This window comes from Streptomyces toyocaensis (genome assembly GCF_000725125.1).
GTDB lineage: Bacteria > Actinomycetota > Actinomycetes > Streptomycetales > Streptomycetaceae > Streptomyces > Streptomyces toyocaensis.
The window spans coordinates 1-18,891 of the sequence record NZ_JFCB01000017.1 but is presented as its reverse complement, the minus strand read 5'-3'; the positions used below and the strand labels follow the sequence as shown (position 1 = coordinate 18,891).

At 72.9% G+C, this 18,891-nt stretch carries 15 protein-coding genes; 7 read left to right on the top strand and 8 right to left on the bottom strand.

Annotated features, from left to right (window positions below):
- Window positions 1-39 precede the first annotated feature (39 nt).
- Entirely contained in the window at window positions 40-1,209 is a 1,170-nt protein-coding gene (locus BU52_RS18920; RefSeq protein ID WP_037935880.1) for a C40 family peptidase, read from the top strand.
- On the opposite strand, the gene BU52_RS18915 is transcribed toward BU52_RS18920, so the two are convergent.
- From BU52_RS18915 to BU52_RS18890, 6 genes are all read right to left on the bottom strand, one after another.
- A complete protein-coding gene (locus tag BU52_RS18915) occupies window positions 1,202-4,192 on the bottom strand; it encodes a SpoIIE family protein phosphatase (RefSeq protein WP_051858375.1) in 2,991 nt (996 codons plus the stop codon). The two genes, BU52_RS18920 and BU52_RS18915, sit on opposite strands and share 8 nt — an antisense overlap.
- 154 nt (window positions 4,193-4,346) lie before the next feature.
- The gene (locus BU52_RS18910; protein ID WP_037935879.1) at window positions 4,347-5,600 is read right to left on the bottom strand and encodes a styrene monooxygenase/indole monooxygenase family protein; all 1,254 of its coding nucleotides are present in this window, start codon (window positions 5,598-5,600) and stop codon (window positions 4,347-4,349) included.
- 37 nt (window positions 5,601-5,637) lie between these two features.
- Window positions 5,638-6,276: a GTP-binding protein gene (locus tag BU52_RS18905; protein ID WP_037935877.1), complete on the bottom strand. Its 639-nt coding sequence runs from the start codon at window positions 6,274-6,276 to the stop codon at window positions 5,638-5,640.
- Window positions 6,257-6,688, bottom strand: coding sequence for a DUF742 domain-containing protein (locus BU52_RS18900; RefSeq protein WP_037935876.1), 432 nt, complete (start codon window positions 6,686-6,688; stop codon window positions 6,257-6,259). The genes BU52_RS18905 and BU52_RS18900 overlap by 20 nt, the downstream gene beginning before the upstream one ends.
- Complete coding sequence (locus BU52_RS18895; RefSeq protein WP_037935874.1) at window positions 6,685-7,188, bottom strand: roadblock/LC7 domain-containing protein; 504 nt, start codon at window positions 7,186-7,188, stop codon at window positions 6,685-6,687. The genes BU52_RS18900 and BU52_RS18895 overlap by 4 nt, the downstream gene beginning before the upstream one ends.
- Window positions 7,185-10,241, bottom strand: a complete 3,057-nt coding sequence (locus BU52_RS18890; protein WP_107061206.1) for a sensor histidine kinase — start codon at window positions 10,239-10,241, stop codon at window positions 7,185-7,187. The genes BU52_RS18895 and BU52_RS18890 overlap by 4 nt, the downstream gene beginning before the upstream one ends.
- Before the next feature lie 406 nt (window positions 10,242-10,647).
- On the opposite strand from BU52_RS18890, the gene BU52_RS18885 reads away from it, so the two are divergent.
- Entirely contained in the window at window positions 10,648-11,442 is a 795-nt protein-coding gene (locus tag BU52_RS18885; RefSeq protein ID WP_037935873.1) for a protein phosphatase 2C domain-containing protein, read from the top strand.
- 19 nt (window positions 11,443-11,461) lie between these two features.
- On the opposite strand, the gene BU52_RS18880 is transcribed toward BU52_RS18885, so the two are convergent.
- On the bottom strand, window positions 11,462-11,956 hold the full coding sequence (locus BU52_RS18880) for a MarR family winged helix-turn-helix transcriptional regulator (RefSeq protein ID WP_037935872.1): 495 nt from the start codon (window positions 11,954-11,956) through the stop codon (window positions 11,462-11,464).
- A 230-nt stretch (window positions 11,957-12,186) separates the two neighbouring features.
- Here BU52_RS18880 and BU52_RS18875 point away from each other — a divergent pair, with 230 nt between their 5' ends.
- Window positions 12,187-13,011 (top strand): lysozyme, encoded by an 825-nt coding sequence (locus tag BU52_RS18875; RefSeq protein ID WP_037935870.1) that lies wholly within the window; start codon window positions 12,187-12,189, stop codon window positions 13,009-13,011.
- A 75-nt stretch (window positions 13,012-13,086) separates the two neighbouring features.
- Here BU52_RS18875 and lon read toward each other — a convergent pair whose 3' ends face one another.
- Window positions 13,087-15,501, bottom strand: coding sequence for an endopeptidase La (gene lon, locus BU52_RS18870; RefSeq protein ID WP_037935869.1), 2,415 nt, complete (start codon window positions 15,499-15,501; stop codon window positions 13,087-13,089).
- A gap of 152 nt (window positions 15,502-15,653) precedes the next feature.
- On the opposite strand from lon, the gene BU52_RS18865 reads away from it, so the two are divergent.
- From BU52_RS18865 to BU52_RS18850, 4 genes are all read left to right on the top strand, one after another.
- Window positions 15,654-16,343, top strand: coding sequence for a spermine/spermidine synthase domain-containing protein (locus BU52_RS18865; protein WP_037935867.1), 690 nt, complete (start codon window positions 15,654-15,656; stop codon window positions 16,341-16,343).
- 125 nt (window positions 16,344-16,468) lie between these two features.
- Window positions 16,469-17,209 (top strand): response regulator transcription factor, encoded by a 741-nt coding sequence (locus BU52_RS18860; RefSeq protein WP_019522934.1) that lies wholly within the window; start codon window positions 16,469-16,471, stop codon window positions 17,207-17,209.
- Window positions 17,206-18,318, top strand: a complete 1,113-nt coding sequence (locus BU52_RS18855) for a HAMP domain-containing sensor histidine kinase (RefSeq protein WP_037935866.1) — start codon at window positions 17,206-17,208, stop codon at window positions 18,316-18,318. The genes BU52_RS18860 and BU52_RS18855 overlap by 4 nt, the downstream gene beginning before the upstream one ends.
- 291 nt (window positions 18,319-18,609) lie before the next feature.
- Window positions 18,610-18,891 (top strand): 2-oxoglutarate dehydrogenase E1 subunit family protein (locus BU52_RS18850; RefSeq protein ID WP_037935864.1); only part of this gene is annotated, 282 nt, incomplete at its 3' end.

Below are 18,891 nucleotides of genomic sequence, written 5' to 3'. Positions count from 1 at the left end.
TGCGGAGCGGACGAGCCGCCCCGCGTCGGAGGTGACGAGGTGTCAGGAATGCTTCTGCGTCTGGTGTGCACGGCGGCGCTGGCGGCCGGGACCGTACTCGCACCCGTGCCCGCGGCGGCCGTCCCGGAACCGGGCGGCGGCGCCGCCGGAGCCGGCGGGCGCTCGGTGGCCGAGCTGCTGACGGAGCTTCAGACCCTGTACCGGGAGGCGGAGAAGGCCACCGAGACCTACAACGCCACCGAGGAGCGGCTGAAGGAGCAGCGTGCCGAGACCGGGCGGCTCGAGCGCGCCCTCGCCCGGACCCGGCTCTCCCTGCACGACAGCCGGGGTGCCGCCGGACGGCTGGCCCGGCAGCAGTACCAGAGCGTCACCGGCCTCTCCCCGTACGTGCGCCTGCTGCTGGCGGACGATCCGCGGCGCGCGCTCGACCAGGGGCACGTGATCGGCCAGTTGGCGCGGGAGCGGGCGGAGACGGTGGGGCGGCTGACCGGCGACGTGAAGGAGGCCCGCGCACTGGCCCGCCGGGCGCGCAAGGCACTCGCCGACCGGGCGGCCCTCACGGAGCGGAGCAGGACGCAGCGGGACGAGGTGCGTCAGCGGCTCGACGACGTCGAGGAACTGCTCGCCTCGCTCAGCGCCGAACAGCTCGCCGCCCTGGCGGAACTGGAGCGCAGCAGGACCGACGAGGCGCAGGAGGAGCTGGTCGCCTCCGGCGCGCTGAGCGGCGGTACGCCCCCGTCCGCGGCCGGCGAACGGGCGGTGCGCTACGCCGTGGAGCAGCTCGGCAAGCCGTACGAGTGGGGAGCCGAGGGGCCGGCGGCGTACGACTGCTCGGGGCTGACCTCCGAGGCGTGGGGCGCGGCGGGGACGCCGGTCCCCCGGACCAGCCAGGAGCAGTGGGCCCGGCTGGAACGGGTGCCGCTGACGGAGCTGCGGCCGGGGGACCTGGTCGTGTACTTCCCGGAGGCCACGCACGTCGCTCTCTACCTCGGCGACGGCAGGGTGGTGCAGGCACCGCGTCCCGGCGCGCGGGTCAAGGTCTCCCCCGTCGCGGCCAACCCGGTGCTGGGCGCCGTACGCCCCGACCCGGACGGGCGGCCCCTGCCGCGGTACGTGCCGCCGGAGCTCCCCGAGGGGGCGACGGAGGGATCCGACACGGGGTACTCGGCCGCCTACGCGCCGGCCGCGCCCGAGACCTCCCTCAGGTAGCCCTCGGGCTGCTGCCGGCCGGAGGAGCAGGCGCACCGCCCGAGCCGCCCGGCCCGTCCGGAGGCAGTGGCTGTTCGGTCCAGATGACCTTGCCGTCGGCCGTGCAGCGCGTGCCCCAGCGTTCCGCGAGCTGGGCCACGAGGAAGAGGCCTCGGCCACCCTCGTCGGTCGTGCGGGCACGCCGCAGGCGCGGAGAGGTGCTGCTGCCGTCCGTCACCTCGCAGACCAGCGTGTGACCACGGATCAGCCGCAGCCGGATGGGAGGACCTCCGTACCGGATGGCGTTGGTGACCAACTCGCTGACGATCAGCTCGGTGGTGGGCACCTGCTCGACGAGGTCCCACTTCCGCAGCCGGCGGGTGACTGCCGCGCGGACCCGTGGGACTTCGGCCGGGTCGGCCGACACGTCCCAGTGTTGCGTGCGCTCGGCGTCGAGGGCGCGGGTCCGGGCGACGAGCAGGGCGACGTCGTCGTCGGGGCGGGCGGGGAGCAGGGCGTCCAGGACGGCCCCGCAGGTTTCCTCCGGCGAGTCGGCGGGCGGCCGGGTGGTGGCGAGTGTGCGGCGCAGCAGGCCGAGCCGGGTGTCGAGGTCCTGGCCGCGCGACTCGATGAGCCCGTCGGTGTAGAGGACGATCCTGCTGCCCTCGGGCACCTCGGTCTCACAGGGCTCGAAGGGCAGGCCGCCGAGGCCCAGCGGCGGGCCCGCGGGCACGTCGACGAAGTCGGCGGTGCCGTCGGGCAGCACGAGCACGGGCGGGGGGTGGCCGGCCCGGGCGAACGTGCACCGCCGGGACACCGGGTCGTACACCGCGTACAGGCAGGTGGCACCGATGATCCCGCCGATTCGGCCACTGTCCGCGTCCAGGCGGCCGACCAGGTCGTCGAGGTGGGTGAGGAGTTCCTCGGACGGCAGGTCGAGGGCGGAGAAGTTGTGCACGGCCGTACGCAGCCGGCCCATGGTGGTGGCGGCGTGCACGCCGTGGCCGACGACGTCACCCACGACCAGCGCCACTCGGCTGCCGGACAGCGGGATGACGTCGAACCAGTCGCCGCCCACACCGGCCTGTGCGGGCAGATAGCGGTGCGCGACCTCGACGGCGTCCTGGGCGGGCACGCCCCGCGGGAGGAGACTGCGCTGCACCGCCAGGGCCATGGTGTGCTCGCGGGTGAAGCGGCGCGCGTTGTCGATGCAGACCGCGGCCCGGCCGGCCAGCTCGCCGGCGAGCCACAGGTCGTCGTCCTCGAAGGCGGCGAAGCCCTCGGCGCGGTAGAAGCTGACCACACCGAGGATGACGCCCCGGGCCCGCAACGGCACGGTGATCAGGGAGTGGATTCCGGACTCGAGGACCTTCCGGGTGCGTCCCGGGTCGACGGCGATCCAGCCGACGGCCCGGCTCAGGTCCGGCTCCAGCACAGGGCCGCCGGTCTGCAGGCAGCGCGCCTGCGGTGAGGCGGGGAGCCAGTCGACCTTCTCACCGACGTCGTAGAGATGCGAGCCTTCGCGGACGGCCCCGAGCGCCACCCGCCGCAGTCCCTCGGCGATGTCGACGGGTTCCTCGCCGCTCAGCACCGCGTCGGGCAGGTCGACGGCGACGAGGTCGGCGAACCGCGGCACCACCGTCTCCACCAGCTCCTGCGCCGTACGGGTCACGTCGAGGGTCCGGCCGATGCCCGCGCTGGCGTCGTACAGCAGTTCCAGCCGTTTCCGGGCCAGCAGGGCGAGCCGGCCGACTCCCGGCTCACCCAGGAGCAGCAGGCCGGCATGGGTGTGGGGGGCCTGACCGGACGCCTGCGCGGACGTCCCGCCCTCCGGCGGGTGGGCCGGTCCCCGGATCTCCGCCTCGGCCTCGTGCCGTCCGGCCTTGCGCCTCCCGGGCCGGGGCATGCCGCTCCGGTGCTCACCCGTCAGCTCCTTCGGACCCGTCGCGGCCTCGGCGGCGGAGCCCCGGGACGGCGTCGTCACCTCGATCGCCGGGGTACCCGCGCGGGAGGTCTCGGGTACCGGGGGCGCCGGCAGGCGGAACCGGGGGCCGGCGGCGATGGCGGCTTCCACGACGATCCCGGCCTCACCGGAGGCCGCGCACACCTCGCGGCAGAACAGCACCGCGGTCCGGCCACCGGACAGCACCACCTCGGTGGCCACCCGGTGCGGGGCGGCGATCAGCTCCTGGGCCGTCTCCCGGAGGACGGCCTGGTCGAGGGGGTCGATGGGGAGGACGGGACGGGCGGGGGCGGTGGGGTCGGCGCCCGGTGCCGGGCCGGGCAGGGGTTCCCCGTACGGTGCGACGAGATCGCCGGCGGCCTGCCGGGTGCGGAGGAACTCGGCGAGCAGTTCCCGCTCGCGCTTCGAGGACTGTTCGAGCAGCCGCTGTTCGATCTCGTCGGCGGCCTGCTGCGCGAGGGGCAGCATCACCGGATCCGAGTGCCGCCGGAAACTGGTGAGGTCCAGGACCCCCTCGACACGGCCACTGAGCGGATCACGGATGGGCGCGGCGGCGCACGCGAGCTGCTGCATGCAGTCCGCGAAGTGCTCACGGCCCAGGACGTAGACCGGGCGGCGCTCGGCCAGCGCGGTGCCGAGGGCGTTGGTGCCGGCGCTGGACTCGGGGAAACCGTAGCCCTGGACGATGTTCGTCGCGTCCAGGTGCCTGTTCAGCTCCGCGTCACCGGCCCGGCGCGCCAGCACGCGTGCCTGCGCGTCGGTGAGGATCACGCTCACCGGCGGTCCGTCCAGCACGGCCTCCAGCCGGTCGAGGACCGGGGTCGCGGCGGTCAGCAGCCGTCCGTCCAGGTCCAGGTCCTGCTCGCAGGTGAGGGTGAGCCGGTCCGGGACGAGCCCCAGCGACCTGCACCGCTGCCAGGAGGTCAGGATCGGGGTCCTGACGATTCCGGCCACGTCGTCGACGGCCTCGCCCGCGAGGATGCGCTCGTGGACATCGGCGAGGCCGCCGCTCTCGTCCCACCCGGCCGTCAACTGGATCACTCCCTTCCCGTACAGACGTACGAGATGGGGTCCAGTATGCAGGATTGTGGACCATTCATAGCCTTGTCAGGCAATTACGACATTCGATGCACGAGGCCCCGTCTCACCCGCACCCGCCCCTCAGCGGATGGTCGGCTCCCGGACCGGACGCCGCTCAGGTGCCGGCGACCGAGGCCAGGTAGGCGGCCGTCCTCTCCGGGTCGTAGAAGAAGTTCTCGAAGTCGGCCGGGTTGTTGAAGCCGTTGGCGAAGCGGTCGGCGACCGGCTGGAGCTGTCCGGCGGCGCCGATCAGGTTCAGGACGTGCTCCGGGGGCGGGGCGAGCATGGTGTTCGTCCACTTGGTGACGTGCTGGGCCGTCTCCCAGTAGCGGTCGAAGGTCTGCCGCATCCAGGTCTCGTCGAACTCCTTCTCCCCGTGCTCGAGGATGGAGGCGAGGTAGGAGGCGGCGCACTTGGAGGCCGAGTTGGAACCCTGTCCGGTGATCGGGTCGTTGGCGACGACCACGTCGGCGACGCCGAGGACGAGCCCGCCGGAGGGCAGCCGGCCGACGGGGTTGCGGACGGTGGGGGCGTAGCGGCCCGCGAGGGTGCCGCCGGCGTCGGTCAGTTCGGCCTTGGTGGCCCGGGCGTGCTCCCAGGGGAGGAACGTCTCCATCAGGTCCAGGGTCAGGGAGAGGTGCTCGGCCGGGTCCTTGACGTCCTTGAAGGCGTCCAGCGGGCCGCCGGGTATGCCCTCCCAGAACAGGATGTCGGCGCGGCCCGAGGTCGTGTAGGTCGGCATGATGAACATCTCGCCGACGCCGGGGACCAGGTTGCAGCGGACCGCCTCGGTGTCCGGGTGTTCCGGGCGCGGGCCGAGCCCGTGGACGTAGGCGACGGCCAGGGCGCGCTGCGGCTCGCTGTACGGGGAGCGCTCCGGATCACGGGCGAACATCTGGACGAGCTCGCCCTTGCCCGCCGAGACGAGCACGAGGTCGTACGCGCGGGAGAAGTAGTCCAGGTCGCCGACCGCCGCGCCGTGGATGACGAGCTGGCCGCCGCGCTGGGCGAAGGTCTCCATCCAGCCGGCCATCTTCACCCGCTGGTCCACCGACTGGGCGAACCCGTCGAGCCGGCCCAGCCAGTCGATGGCGCGCTGCGAGGGGCCCGGGTCGAAGGAGCCGGGGGCGGCGACCGAGACGCCGAGTCCCTCGATCTTCGGGGCCTGGGACTCCCAGAAGTTCAGCTGGAGGTCACGCTCGTGCTGCAGGGCCGTATGGAACATGCACTGCGTCGACATGACCCGCCCGGAGCGGATCTCGTCCGCGGTCCGGTTGGACATCAGGGTGACCTCGTACCCGTGCGACTGGAGGCCGAGGGCGAGCTGGAGACCGGACTGGCCGGCTCCGACGACGAGTATCTTCCGCATACGGGGGACGCTCCTAAGGGGGACTGCTCAGGGGGGACTACTCGGGGGTTTCGTCGAGCGCGTGGCCCACGAGGGACAGGAGGGTCTCGATGACCGAGATCCGGCGGCGCGCATCCATGATCATTACAGGTATGTGCGCGGGGATCGTCAACGCCTCCCGCACGTCCTCGGGCTCGAACCGCTCGCTGCCGTCGAAGTGGTTGACCGCGACGACGTACGGCAGTCCGCAGCTCTCGAAGTAGTCCAGCGCCGGCCAGCAGTCCTTCAGGCGGCGCGTGTCGGCCAGCACGACGGCACCGATCGCGCCGCGCACCAGGTCGTCCCACATGAACCAGAACCGCTGCTGACCGGGTGTGCCGAAGACGTACAGCACCAGGTCGTCGTCGAGCGTGATGCGGCCGAAGTCCATGGCCACGGTGGTGGTCAGCTTGCCCGGCGTGGCGGTGAGGTCGTCGTGCTCCTCGCTCGCCTCGGTCATCAGCGCCTCGGTCTGCAGGGGTGTGATCTCCGAGACGGTGGTGACGAGCGTGGTCTTGCCGACGCCGAAGCCGCCCGCCACCACTATCTTCGTGGCGATCGGCGCGCGGGTGCGGTCCGTCTGCCAGGGCAGCAGGGGCTCGTCTCCTTCGACGAGCGGGGAGACGCCATGAGCGGCGTCAGAGACGACGGAGTCCACTCAGCACCCTTTCCAGCAACGCGCGGTCGGGGCGGCCCGTGCCGTGGCCGGTCCCCGTTCCGTAGACACGGATCTTTCCCTGGTCCGCGAGGTCGCTCAGGAGGACGCGGACCACGCCGAGCGGCATCCTCAGCAGCGCGGCGATCTCGGCCACCGTACGCATGCGGCGGCACAGTTCGACGATGGCCCGCATCTCCGGCATGACCCGGGAGGTGAGGCCGCCGTTGGTGAGTTCCCTGCGCTCCTCGGCGGCGTCGAGCGCGGCGGGGCCGGCGGTGGCGCCGACGAACGTCTCGACGAGGAGGACGTGGCCGAAGCGGGTGCGGCCGCCGGTGAGCGAGTACGGGCGGACCCGGGCGGGCTTGCGGTCACCGCCTCGGACCGGGAGGTGTTTCCTGGACGTGCTGCTCACGGGCGGCTCCCGGTGGACTCGTTCTCCAGGTTCTTGCGCAGTTCGCTGCGGAGTTCGGGGGTCAGGACATGGCCGGCGCGGCCGACGAACAGGGCCATGTGGTAGGCCACGACACTCATGTCGCAGTCCGCGGCACCGTGCACGCCGAGCAGCGAGCCGTCGCTGATCGACATCACGAAGAGGCTGCCGTCGTCCATCGCGACCATCGTGTGCTTGACCGGACCGAAGTCCATCAGCTTGGAGGCGCCGACGGTGAGGCTGCCGATGCCGGAGACGACGGTGGCGAGGTCGGCGGCGGAGCCGCGCGGGCCGGAACGCTTCGCGGTCCGCACGTCGCGGGCGTCGGTGTTGTGCTGGTCGTCGGAGGAGAGGAGCAGCAGCCCGTCGGAGGAGACCACCGCGACGGAGAGGATGCCGGGCACCTCCTCGACGAGGTTGCTCAGCAGCCAGTGCAGGTTGCGGGCCTCACTGCTCAGTCCGAAGGTACTGGGCGCGGTCAACTGCTTGCCTCCTCGACGGTGCCCCCGGTGGCTTCCTCGGTCGGTGCGCCGGTGCCGGGCGGGGCCTGGTGGTGTCCGGTGCGTTCGGCGATCTCCGCCTCGACGTCCCTGCGGCCGGCGTCCGCCCCCCGGCGGAACCCGCCGAGCCGCCGGCGCAGAGCCTCGGCGTCCACGGCCCCGGTGCGCGGGCGTGGGGGCGCGGCGGGCGCGGTGATCTTCGGTGTGCGCTTGGGCAGCCCCTTGGCGGTGACCGGCTCCTCGTCGCCGGGCCCGTCCGCGACGCGCGTGTGCTCGTCACCGTCGCCGCTCCCGGCGAGCGGCCGGCGCGGCAGCGCACCGGGGCTCACGGCACCGGCCTCCGGTCGGTCGCTGTCCGCGCCGGACGGCTGACCGGCCCCGGCGCCCGGCTCGGCGCCGACCGTGTGCCCGGCGCCCGGACGGACGGCATCCGGCGCCGGGCGGTCGGCCGGCCCGGGAGCGGTCGCGGTGTCCTGGGCGTCGGGGGCGGTCCCGTGGTGAGCGGTGGCCCCCGGACGTACCGCCTGCGACGGGGGCGCCGGCGGCTCCGGCTCGACGGCCCCGGCGGGCTGTTCCGGGATCAGCAGTTCCATGGTGGTCTCGGCGAGCCGCTCCGGCGGCGCCTTCGCGTCCCTTACGCCGGTGCTCCCGGCGGGCGCGGGCTCCTGAGCGGGGGCCGCCGTGGCCTCCTGCGGGCCGGCGGCCGGGGCCTCGGCCGCGCGTTCGCCCGGGGAGGCCGGAACCGGTTCCTGAGGGGTGTGCGGTACGGCGTCCGGTGTGCCGTCGCCGGCCGCCTCGCGGTCGCGCACCGCCTTCTCCGCCAGGGTGACCAGCGGGTCACCCGACTCCGTGCGGCCGTGCAGGACGTTGGAGTTGGCCTCGGCGTCCGCGCCCGGGAGGGAGACGGCGTGGGAGGCGCCCGGGACCGGAGTGGGGACCGCGGTCGGGGTGGCGGCGGCCAGCATGGCGTCGGGGAGCACGACGACCGCGGCGATGCCGCCCTGCTTCTGCTCGCGGAGCTGGACCCGTACGCCGTGCCGGTGGGCGAGCCGGGCCACCACGTACAGGCCGAGACCGAGGCCGTCCTCGGCCTCCGCGTCGTACGTGGCCTCCGGGTCGAAGTCGGCCAGGCGGTCGTTGAGCCGCTCCAGCCGCTCGGCGGCCATGCCGATGCCCCCGTCCTGGACGGAGAGCATGACCTCGCCGTTCTCCAGGAGCCAGCCGGAGACCTCGACGGGCAGGTCGGGCGGGGAGAACGACGTGGCGTTCTCCATGAGCTCGGCCAGCAGATGGGACAGGTCGTCCGCGGCGAACCCGGCGATGTGCGTGTGCGGCGGCAGCGCCGCGATCCGCACCCGCTCGTACCGCTCGATCTCGCTGACGGCCGCCCGTACGACGTCCACCAGCGGCACCGGCCCCGCCGTGTGCCGGCCGTGCTCGGTGCCGGCGAGGACCAGGAGGTTCTCGCTGTGCCGGCGCATGACGGTGGCGAAGTGGTCGAGCTTGAAGAGGGTGGCCAGGCGCTCCGGGTCGTCCTCCCTCTCCTCCAGTCCCTCGATGACGCCGAGTTGCCGCTCGACCAGGCCGAGGGTGCGCAGGGCGAGGTTGACGAAGGTGCCGCCGATGCCGGCGCGCAGGCGCTCCAGGTGGGCGGCGGACTCGGCCAGTTCGGTGCGGAGTTCCTCACGGGCGTCGGCCATCTTCTGCCGCTGGCCCACGAGATGCTTGCGGTCGGCCTCCAGCGTGGCGATCCGCTCGGCGAGCTGGGCGGCGTGCGCGTGCAGGGCGTTGACGGACCGGACGACCTGCGCGAACTCGTCGTTGCGGCCGGTGAAGGCGACCGGCTCCTCCGCGGCGGGGTCCTCGGCCTGCGCGAGGCGGGCGGAACCCCGGCGCAGCACCGACAGGGGACGCGTGAGCGTGCGGGCCATCGCGGTGGCGATGCCGACCGCGAGCAGCATCAGGGCGCCGAGGACGGCGATCCGGATCTCCAGCTCGGTGACGTCGTCGTCGCGGAGCTGGGCGAGGTCCTTGGTGCGCTTGTCGAAGAGCGCGGACTCCACCCCGCGCATCGCGTCGATCCGCGCGGTGAGGGCGGCCGCGAGCCTCTTGGTGCTGGTCTCCAGGTCGTCGTCGGAGAGGGACGGCTCGTCGGTGAGGCCCGCGAGGTACTTCTCGGCGGAGTCGACCTCGGGTCCGGTGACCGTGGAGTCGTAGGAGGCGCGGGCGGCCTCGGGCGCGCCGTCGCGGAAGTCGGCGAGGGCCGCCTCGGAGCGCAGCCGGGCCTGGAGCGCGGCGGCACTCAGCGCGTCACGGCGCTTGCTGTCGGCGTCCGAGGAGCCGGTGGACGTGGTCGGCAGGCCGGTGATCGGGTCGATCACGGTCTGCGTGGTGCGCGGGACGTTCAGCGCGGCGAGCAGCAGTCCCCGGGTGGCGGCCGCCTGCTGGACGGCGGCGTCCAGTTCCGCGAGCGCGTGGGCTCCGGAGCCGGCCCGGGGCGGGGTCCGGTCCGCCAGCCGCTCGGAGAGCCGGTGCAGTTGGGTGATGGCGGTGGAGTAGGCCTGGTGCGCTTCGAGGGCACTGCTCTTCCCGGTGAGCGCCGCTCTGCGGACGGCGGCGACGGCGTCGAGCTCGTCGCGCAGCGCCTGGGAGGTGTCGGTGTCGGCGCGCAGTTCCTCGACCTGCCGGTCGACCCGGGCGCTGTGCTCCTCGGAGGGCGCCTTGTCCTTGGGGCGGCCGGCGGCGATGTACGCGACGACCTCGTCGCGCTCGTCGGCGAGGGAGTGGGCGAGGGTGAGGGCGTCCTGGGTCCGCTCGGCGAGCGTCACCAGCTCCTGTGAGTCGCTGAGCTGCCCGGAGGCGGCGAGCACGGAGGGCGCCCCGGCCCCGGCGATCGCGGCGGCCACCACGGCAACGGCGACGATGAGCCGGTTGCGCACATGCGTGGGGCGGCCCCTGCCGACGGTGGGCCCCTGCTCCGCGTCCCCCGCGGGGGCCGTCTGCTTGCCTGTGCGACGAGGCCGCGACTTCTGCACCGGTGCTCGCATTCCTGACTCGTGTACCCGTGGGCCCGGGTGACGCTCCGTCAACGGGTGCGGGCGTTCACCCCGAGCTCCTGACCGCGCTCGGGCAGCGAGGCGCCCCCATCGCTCCCCGACCCTCCCAGCGCCCGTGGACAGTGGATGCGCATCACCTGACCCGCCACTCGAAGGAGTGAACATCGGACGTGAGTTGAGGGGCAAGTTCCGCGGGGTTCGGCAGCCGCCCTGTGCGGCAGGCCGGTTGGACGTCTGCGGCGGGCGGTGGCAGTATTCGCCGCCACGCCTTCCCGGAGAACTCAATCCCTCCCAAACCAGGCGTCTGACCTGCACGACTGCGGGGATGCGGCGACCGTTGCCCACCTTTCGCGGTCGTTGTGGAGAGCTCGTGCAGACTGGCCGGATGCGTACGGAGCTTGTTTCGGAGCCGGGTGATCCGGGCCGCCCCAACGAGGACTTCGCGAGCGTCGGACTCCCGGCCTCCGGGCAGGGCGGTTCGCTCGTGGTGCTGGACGGGGTCACCCCGCCGGGTGACGGGGGCGGCTGTCTGCATTCGGTGCCCTGGTTCACCGCCCGGCTGGGCGGCGCGCTGACCGAACTGACCGTTTCCCTCCAGGATGTCCCCCTCGTCGAGCTGCTGTCCCGCGCCCTCGCGCGTACCGCCGGGAACCACGCGGCAACCTGTGACCTTTCTCACCCCCGTACGCCTCAGGCGACCGTGGTCCTGGCCCGTTGGTCGCCGGCCTCGGTGGAGTACCTGGTGCTGTCGGACTCGGCCCTGCTCGTCGAGGCCCCCGACGGCACGGTCACCGCGCTGCGGGACGACCGGCTGGACCGGCTGCCCCGCTCGGCCCTGGCCACCGCCGCCCTGGTGGACACCACGCTGCGCAACAAGGAGGGCGGCTTCTTCACGGCGGCGGCGGACCCCTCGGTGGCCTCCCGCGCGGTCACCGGTTCACTGCCGCGCGGTGAGGTACGCGCCCTGGCCGCCCTGACCGACGGTGCAGCGCGCCGGGTGGAGAGGTTCCACGAGGGCGACTGGGCGGACTGCCTCGCCCTGATCCGCGAGGACGGCCCGCGGGCCCTGGTGGACCGGGTGCGCGCCCTGGAACGGGCGGACGCGGACCGGGTGCCGCGGCGCCCGGGCAAGACGCACGACGACGCGACGGTGGTCTACGTCGAGCTGTCACCCCGGTAGCGGCGCGCGCCGCCCCGGCTCACTTCTCCATCCCCCGGTTGAGCTGGTTGAGCAGCCGGGCCAGCTCCATGACCTCGTCGGGGTCCCAGTCGGCCAGCCGGCCGGCGTAGCGCGCGCGGCGGGCCTCGCGGACCCTGCGCACCCGTTCGTGCCCCTCCTCGGTGAGGGCGACCAGCCAGGCCCGGCCGTCGGCGGGGTCCGGCTCGCGGCCGACGAGACCGAGTTGTTCGAGCGCGCGGAGCTGGCGGGACATCGTCGCCTTGCCGACGCCGATGTAGGCGGCGAGTTCGGTGGCCCGCTGCCGGCCGCACTCATCCAGACGGACCAGCAGCCCGTAGGCGGACGGCTCCAGGTCGGGGTGGACCGCGCGGGCCATCTCGCCCTGACTGGCCCGGGCGCGCCGCAGCAGCACCGTCAACTCGCGTTCCAGCGCGAGGAATCCGGGCTGCTCCACCTGGGGTGCGGGCTCCGGGGAGGCGGCACGTCCTCCGCCGCCGTTTCCGTCTTCGTGCACGTCTGCCCCTGCCTCGGTTTCCCGGTCTGAAAGTGTCCCGCCAAGTGGCGACGCCGCCGCAGCTCCACCAGTATTTCGCAGGCGTGGACCAACGGCAGTGCGGGGCTGATCCGTCCGTCGCCGTGGCCCACGCGCACACGTCCCCCACCCGACGCTTACGTGGCATGCCCACTACATGCGCGGTGGGTCACATCCCGGGTTCGTCCCCACCGACCTTTCGGAGATGCGTCATGCCTGTGCACAGATCCGGTCTCACCCGTATACCCGCGCTCGCGACCGCCGGGGCGGTCCTGCTCGCGGTCCTCTCCCTCCCCCGGGCGGCCGGCGCGGCCGAATCCGCTCCCACCGTCCCTCCGCGCGGCTCCGCCCACATGGGCATGGGCGTCGCCGCCCACGACGGCCGCGGCGGCGTCCCCACCGCGCGCTCCACCCAGACGGAGGGCGTGGACGTCTCCAGCCACCAGGGCGACGTCGCCTGGCCGACCCTGTGGAAGAGCGGGGTCCGGTGGGCCTACGCCAAGGCCACGGAGGGGACGTACTACACCAACCCGTACCACTCCCAGCAGTACAACGGCGCCTACGACGTCGGCATGATCCGCGGCGCCTACCACTTCGCGACCCCCGACACGGCGAGCGGCGCCGCCCAGGCCGACTACTTCGTCAGCCGCGGCGGCGGCTGGACCGCCGACGGCCGGACCCTGCCTGGCGTGCTGGACATCGAGTGGAACCCGTACGGCGACGCCTGCTACGGCAAGTCGCCGAGCGCCATGGTGAGCTGGATCCGGGACTTCCTGGACCGGTACCGCGCCCGCACCGGTCGCGACGCCGTCATCTACACGGCCACCAGCTGGTGGAAGCAGTGCACCGGCGACTACGCCGGCTTCGCCCCCACCACTCCGCTGTGGATCGCCCGGTACGCCTCCACGGTGGGCGAACTGCCCGCCGGCTGGGACACGTACACGATGTGGCAGTACACCTCGACCGGGCCGACCGTCGGGGACCACGACCGCTTCAACGGCACCCTCGACCGGGTGCGGGCCTTCGCCCTCGGCTGACCGGGCGGTCCCGGGCGCGGGGAAGGCCCGGGCCTCCCTCACGGGACCCGGGCCTTCCCTCGTCCGGCCGCCCTGTCAGGCGGCGACCGGAACCTCCGGCGCCGCACCGTCCGTCGCCGGCGACAGCGCCAGCTCCAGGACCTGGCGCACGTCGGTGACGGCGTGGACGTCGAGCTTGTCCAGCACCTGAGCCGGCACGTCGTCCAGGTCGGGCTCGTTGCGCTTGGGGATGATGACGGTGGTGATCCCCGCCCGGTGCGCGGCGAGCAGCTTCTGCTTCACCCCGCCGATCGGCAGCACCCGCCCGGTCAGCGAGACCTCGCCGGTCATCGCCACATCGGTGCGGACCAGCCGGCCGGAGAGCAGCGAGGCCAGGGCGGTGGTCATCGTGACGCCCGCGCTCGGCCCGTCCTTGGGCACCGCGCCCGCCGGGAAGTGGATGTGCACGCCCCGGTCCTTCAGGTCGCCCACCGGCAGCTCCAGTTCGGCGCCGTGGCTGCGCAGGAAGCTCAGCGCGATCTGCGCCGACTCCTTCATCACGTCACCCAGCTGGCCGGTCAGGGTGAGCCCCGCCGCGCCCGTCTCCGGGTCGGCCAGGGACGCCTCCACGTAGAGCACGTCCCCGCCGGCGCCGGTCACCGCCAGTCCGGTGGCGACACCGGGGACGGCGGTGCGGCGCTCGGCCGGTTCCTGGGCGGACTCGGGCACGTGGTGCGGCCTGCCGATCAGGTCCCGCAGGTCGCCCTCGGTCACCGCGAAGGGCAGCTTCCGCTCGCCCAGTTCGTGCTGGGCCGCGACCTTGCGCAGCAGCCGCGCGATGGACCGCTCCAGGGTGCGCACACCGGCCTCGCGCGTGTACTCGCCGGCCAGTCTGCGCAGCGCTCCCTCGTCGATCGTCACCTCGTCCCGGTCGAGACCGGCGCGCTCCAGCTGCCGCGGGAGCAGGTGGTCCCGGGCGATGACGACCTTCTCGTCCTCCGTGTAGCCGTCGAGGCGGACCAGCTCCATGCGGTCGAGCAGGGCCTCCGGGATGGCTTCGAGGACGTTGGCCGTCGCGAGGAACACGACGTCGGACAGGTCGAGCTCGACCTCCAGGTAGTGGTCCCGGAAGGTGTGGTTCTGCGCCGGGTCGAGGACCTCCAGCAGGGCGGCGGCCGGGTCGCCCCGGAAGTCGGAGCCCACCTTGTCGATCTCGTCCAGCAGGACGACCGGGTTCATCGAACCGGCCTCCTTGACCGCCCGCACGATCCGGCCGGGCAGGGCCCCGACGTACGTACGGCGGTGGCCGCGGATCTCGGCCTCGTCCCGGACGCCGCCGAGGGCGACGCGGACGAACTTCCGGCCCATCGCGTGGGCGACGGACTCGCCGAGGCTGGTCTTGCCGACGCCGGGCGGGCCGACCAGGGCGAGCACGGCACCGCCGCGCCGTCCGCCGACGACTCCGAGTCCCCGGTCGCTGCGCCGCTTGCGCACCGCCAGGTACTCGGTGATCCGCTCCTTCACGTCCTGCAGGCCCGCGTGCTCGGCGTCCAGGACCGCCTGGGCGCCCCGGATGTCGTAGGCGTCCTCGGTGCGCGCGTTCCACGGCATCTCCAGGACCGTGTCGAGCCAGGTGCGGATCCAGGAGCCCTCGGGCGACTGGTCGGAGGAGCGCTCCAGCTTGTCGACCTCCTTGAGCGCGGTCTCGCGGACCTTCTCCGGCAGGTCGGCGGCCTCGACGCGGGCGCGGTAGTCGTCGGACTCCTCGCCCTCCTGGTCGCCGTTCAGCTCGCGCAGTTCCTTGCGGACGGCCTCCAGCTGGCGGCGCAGCAGGAACTCGCGCTGCTGCTTGTCGACGCCCTCCTGGACGTCCTTCGCGATGGTCTCGGCGACGTCCTGCTCGGCAAGGTGGTCGCGCAGCTGCTGGGTGGCGAGCTTCAGCCGGGCCACCGGGTCGGTGGTCTCCAGCAGGGCGAGCTTCTGCTCGGTGGTGAGGAAGGGCGAGTAGCCGGAGTTGTCGGCGAGCGTGGAGACGTCGTCGATGGCCTGGACGCGGTCGACGACCTGCCAGGCGCCGCGCTTGCGCAGCCAGGCGGTCGCGAGTGCCTTGTACTCCTTGACCAGTTCGGTCACGTGCCCGGGCAGGGGCTCCGGGACGCTCTCGTCGATGCGGGTGCCCTCCACCCACAGCGCCGCGCCCGGCCCGGTGGTCCCGGCGCCGATCCGCACGCGGCCCCGGCCGCGGATCAGGGCGCCCGGGTCGCCGTCGGCCAGCCTGCCGACCTGCTCGACCGTGCCGAGCACGCCGGTACCGGCGTAGGTCCCGTCGACGCGTGGCACCAGGAGCACCCTGGGCTTACCGGGTTCGTCGCGGGCGGCGGCCTGGGCGGCCTCCACCGCGGCGCGCACCTCGGCATCGCTCAGGTCCAGCGGAACCACCATCCCGGGCAGCACGACCTCGCCGTCGAGCGGCAGCACAGGCAGGGCGAGCGGTGTGGACTCAGCAGCCATGATCTCCCCTTCGGCAGTCAAGTTGAGCTATGCCGACTCAATGTCGGGGAGCCGCCGAATGTTCCCGGGGGTGCGTTCGCTCTCAGCGATCATCGGCACCGGGGGTGCGGAGGGCAGGAATCCCACGGGAGGGAAGCTGTCAGGATGAACGCATGTCCACCCCGTACGGCATTCCCGAAGCCCCCGAAGTCCTGGACCGCCGCGAGGGTCCGTACGGCGAGGTGGTGCTGCGCAGGCACGGCGGTCTGCTGCAGATCATCGCCAACGGCTGCTTCCTGATGGACACCTCCGACGGCCGCTCGGAACGGCGGCTCGTCGACGCCGCCCTGGCCGCCCTCGAAGAGCGCGCGGCCGGTCCGCACGTCCTGATCGGCGGCCTGGGGGTCGGCTTCTCGCTCGCACACGCCGCCGGGCAGTCCCGCTGGGGACGGATCACCGTGGTGGAACGCGAGCCCGCCGTCGTCGAGTGGCACCGCGCGGGACCGCTGTCCGCGCTCTCCGGCCGGGCGCTCGCCGACCCCCGCGTCCGGATCGTCGAGGCGGATCTCGTCCGCCACCTCCATGAGACGTCCGACACGTTCGACGCGCTGTGTCTCGACATCGACAACGGGCCCGACTGGACCGTCACCGAGGATAACGAAGGGCTGTACTCACCGGCCGGACTGTCGGCCTGCGCAAGGGTGTTGAGTCCGGGCGGGGTGCTCGCGCTCTGGTCCGCCAAGCCGTCCCCGGAATTCGAGGGAACCTTGCGGAATGCCGGGTTCCGTCAGGTGCGTACCGAAGAGATCCCCGTTGCCCGGGGCGTTCCGGACGTCGTGCACATCGGCGTCCGCCCTGAATAGCAAAGCCGCGGTGCATCCCCGTACGCTGCTGCCCTGACGCGGATCATTCAAGCGTCAATCGCAGTGATGCGCAGACGACGGATCACCCCACGGATTCCGGAAAAAGCACACCTCAGGGGCGGGCGATGGAGCAGACACACACCTCCCACAACGGCACGGCGACGACCACCCCCGGCGCGCAGCGCCGGGTTCTGGTGGTCGAGGACGACGCGACGATCGTGGACGCCATCGCGACCCGCCTTCGCGCCGAGGGATTTCTGGTGCAAACGGCGGGCGACGGCCCGTCGGCGGTCGACACGGCGGAGGCCTGGCAGCCCGACCTGCTGATCCTCGACATCATGCTGCCGGGCTTCGACGGCCTGGAGGTCTGCCGGCGCGTGCAGGCCCAGCGGCCGGTCCCGGTGCTGATGCTCACCGCGCGGGACGACGAGACCGACATGCTGGTCGGGCTGGGCGTCGGCGCCGACGACTACATGACGAAGCCGTTCTCCATGCGGGAGCTGGCGGCCCGGGTGCATGTGCTGCTGCGCCGCATGGAGCGCGCGGCGCTCGCGGCCACCACGCCGCGCAGCGGCATCCTGCGCCTGGGCGAGCTGGAGATCGACCACGCCCAGCGCAGGGTGCGCGTGCGCAGCGAGGACGTCCATCTGACGCCCACCGAGTTCGACCTCCTGGTGTGCCTGGCGAACACGCCCCGCGCGGTGCTCTCGCGTGAGCAGCTGCTGGCCGAGGTCTGGGACTGGGCGGACGCCTCCGGCACCCGGACCGTCGACAGCCACATCAAGGCGCTGCGCCGGAAGATCGGCGCCGAGCGCATCCGCACCGTGCACGGCGTGGGCTACGCCCTGGAGACGCCGACGCCATGAGCGGGGGGCCGGCCCGACGCGGGGGCCCCGGGGGATCACGGCCCTGGGGCGGTGTGCGCCCGTTCTCGATCAAGACCAAGCTGGGCGCGCTGGTCGTCGTCTCGGTCCTGATCACCACGGGGCTGTCGGTGATCGCGGTGCACACCAAGACGGAACTGCGCTTCATCACGGTCTTCTCGATGATCGCCACCCTGCTCATCACGCAGTTCGTGGCGCACTCGCTCACCGCCCCACTGGACGACATGAACGCCGTGGCCCGGTCCATCTCGCACGGCGACTACACCCGCCGGGTGCGCGAGAACCGCCGGGACGAGCTGGGCGACCTGGCCCAGACGATCAACGTCATGGCCGACGAGCTGGAGGCCCAGGACCGCCAGCGCAAGGAGCTGGTGGCCAACGTCTCGCACGAGCTGCGCACGCCCATCGCGGGCCTGCGCGCGGTGCTGGAGAACATCGTCGACGGCGTCACGCAGGCCGATCCCGAGACGATGCGCACGGCCCTGAAGCAGACCGAGCGGCTCGGACGCCTCGTGGAGACCCTCCTGGACCTGTCCCGCCTGGACAACGGGGTCGTCCCGCTGAAGAAGCGCCGCTTCGAGGTGTGGCCGTACCTGTCGGGGGTGCTCAAGGAGGCCAACATGGTCGCCTCGGCCCGCGCGGGCATGGCCTCCGGGTCGGGCAGCCACACCCGTACGGACGTCCACCTGCACCTCGACGTGTCGCCGCCGGAACTCGTCGCGCACGCCGACCCGGAGCGGATCCACCAGGTGGTCGCCAACCTCATCGACAACGCGGTCAAGCACAGCCCGCCGCACGGCCGGGTGACGGTCCGGGCGCGGCGCGGGACCCAGCCGGAGTCGCTGGAGCTGGAGGTGCTCGACGAGGGGCCCGGCATTCCGCGCACCGAGTGGCACCGCGTTTTCGAGCGCTTCAACCGCGGCAATGTGAACCGCCCGCACGGTCCGGGCAGCGACGGGGGCACCGGTCTCGGACTGGCGATCGCCCGCTGGGCCGTGGATCTGCACGGCGGCCGGATCGGAGTGGCCGAATCCGAGCGGGGCTGCCGGATTCTCATCACTCTTCCGGGAGCGTCGTCCGTACCGAGTTGACGTAAAGTTCGCAGCGGAGCCGCACGATCCATCGGTGTTCGCACTGACGGACACGTGTGACCAGGCTCAGGCCCGCGCGAGCTGCGTGCCGGGTCGGGGCCGAGCGATGCCGCATACCCCTGGAAGAGCCGGAACCTCGCTTGTTTCCCGCCATTTCATGCGCCGAAACACACGAACAGATGTGACTTGCACGACGATGAACGGGCCCGGCCTGACCTTCTCGCTCCGGGGGGCGTAGCCTTTATTTCCGCTGTCCATCATCTTGCGAAGCGGAAGAGGGCGGTTGACGCCGTGTCGCCACAGTCCCCCAGTAACTCGAGCATCTCGACCGACACCGACCAAGCGGGTAGGAACCCCGCTGCGGCCTTCGGTGCCAACGAATGGCTCGTCGACGAGATCTACCAGCAGTACCTCCAGGACCCGAACTCGGTGGACCGAGCCTGGTGGGACTTCTTCGCCGACTACAAGCCGGGCGCGCCTGCGACCTCGGCTCCGGCGGGTACCGCGGCCGCGGGGGCCGCGGGAACCTCCACCCCGGTCCAGCAGGCCGCGCCGGCCCAGCCCGCCGCGCCC

What these genes read in the sequence shown, in the direction of transcription:
- BU52_RS18885 (WP_037935873.1), top strand. Translation starts at nt 10,648, where the DNA reads ATGCGTACGGAGCTTGTTTCGGAGCCGGGTGATCCGGGCCGCCCCAAC.
- BU52_RS18865 (WP_037935867.1), top strand. Translation starts at nt 15,654, where the DNA reads ATGTCCACCCCGTACGGCATTCCCGAAGCCCCCGAAGTCCTGGACCGC.
- BU52_RS18860 (WP_019522934.1), top strand. Translation starts at nt 16,469, where the DNA reads ATGGAGCAGACACACACCTCCCACAACGGCACGGCGACGACCACCCCC.
- BU52_RS18875 (WP_037935870.1), top strand. Translation starts at nt 12,187, where the DNA reads ATGCCTGTGCACAGATCCGGTCTCACCCGTATACCCGCGCTCGCGACC.
- BU52_RS18855 (WP_037935866.1), top strand. Translation starts at nt 17,206, where the DNA reads ATGAGCGGGGGGCCGGCCCGACGCGGGGGCCCCGGGGGATCACGGCCC.
- BU52_RS18910 (WP_037935879.1), bottom strand. Translation starts at nt 5,600, where the DNA reads ATGCGGAAGATACTCGTCGTCGGAGCCGGCCAGTCCGGTCTCCAGCTC.
- lon (WP_037935869.1), bottom strand. Translation starts at nt 15,501, where the DNA reads ATGGCTGCTGAGTCCACACCGCTCGCCCTGCCTGTGCTGCCGCTCGAC.